Raw genomic sequence first — 1291 nt, forward strand, 5'->3', positions numbered from 1 at the left:
CCACCCCGAACGCCTCCGCGAACACCGGAAAACGCCCCACCAACTCCCCACCCATCCCCGGCCGCTGACACCCCTGACCAGAGAACAAGAACGCCACCGGTCCCTCGCCAGGGGTGCCCTGGTACCGCGCCCGGCCCTCGCCGGCGAGCACGTCCAGGCCGTGCAGCAGCTCGTCCCGGTCACCGACCAGGGCGGCGCGGTGGGTGAACGCGGTCCTGGTGGTGGCCAGTGACAGCGCGACGTCCACTGTGGACAGCTCGGGGTTGGCGGTGAGGTGCTCGCGCAACCGGCCGGCCTGGGCGCGCAGGGCCGCCTCGCTGCGGCCGGACAGCACCCAGGCGGCAACGCGGTCAGCGGTGTCGCCGGCCGCGGTCTCGGTGTCCTGCCCCGAGGAAGCCGGTGCCGAGGAGACGGCGGCCGCTGGGGGAACGGCCACTGGGGGAACGGCTACTGGGGGAGCCTGTTCCAGCACCACGTGCGCGTTGGTGCCGCTGACCCCGAAGGAGGACACCCCGGCACGCCGGGGCCGTCCGGTCTCCGGCCACGGCTGTGCCTCGGTGAGCAGCTCCACCCGGCCGGCCGACCAGTCGATGTGCGGTGAGGGCTGGTCCACGTGCAGCGTCCTTGGCAGCACCCCGTGCCGCAGCGCCAACACCGTCTTGATCACCCCGGCCACGCCGGCCGCGCCCAGGGTGTGGCCGATGTTGGACTTCAGCGAACCCAGCCACAGTGGACGGTCGCGGTCCTGTCCGTAGGTGGCCAGCAGCGCCTGCGCCTCGATCGGGTCGCCCAGCCTGGTGCCGGTGCCGTGCGCCTCCACCATGTCGACGTCCTGCGGGCGCAGCCCGGCGTTGGCCAGCGCCCTGCGGATCACCCGCTGCTGGGACGGCCCGTTCGGCGCGGTGAGCCCGTTGGACGCGCCGTCGGAGTTGACCGCGGAGCCACGCAGCACGGCCAGCACCCGGTGGCCGTTGCGCAGGGCGTCGGACAGCCGCTCCACCACCACGACACCAACGCCCTCACCCCAACTGGTGCCGTCCGCGGCGGCCGCGAACGACTTGCACCGGCCGTCCACCGCCAGTCCGCGCTGCCGGCTGAACTCGATGAACGCGGACGGCGTCGCCATGATGGTCACGCCGCCGGCCAGGGCCAGCGTGCACTCCCCGGCGCGCAGCGCCTGCGCCGCCAGGTGCAGCGCCACCAACGACGACGAGCACGCCGTGTCCACGGTGACCGCCGGCCCCTCCAGACCGAAGGTGTAGGCCACCCGGCCGGACAGCACACTGGCCGC

General features: G+C 73.9%; 1 protein-coding gene. It reads right to left on the minus strand.

What is annotated here, in order from left to right; all coding sequences use genetic code 11:
- Nucleotides 1–1291: beta-ketoacyl synthase N-terminal-like domain-containing protein (locus tag LX83_RS37550; protein WP_301329601.1), on the minus strand; the 1291-nt coding region annotated here is incomplete at both ends.

This window comes from Goodfellowiella coeruleoviolacea (assembly GCF_024171785.1).
In the GTDB taxonomy this organism is placed as follows: Bacteria; Actinomycetota; Actinomycetes; order Mycobacteriales; family Pseudonocardiaceae; genus Goodfellowiella; species Goodfellowiella coeruleoviolacea.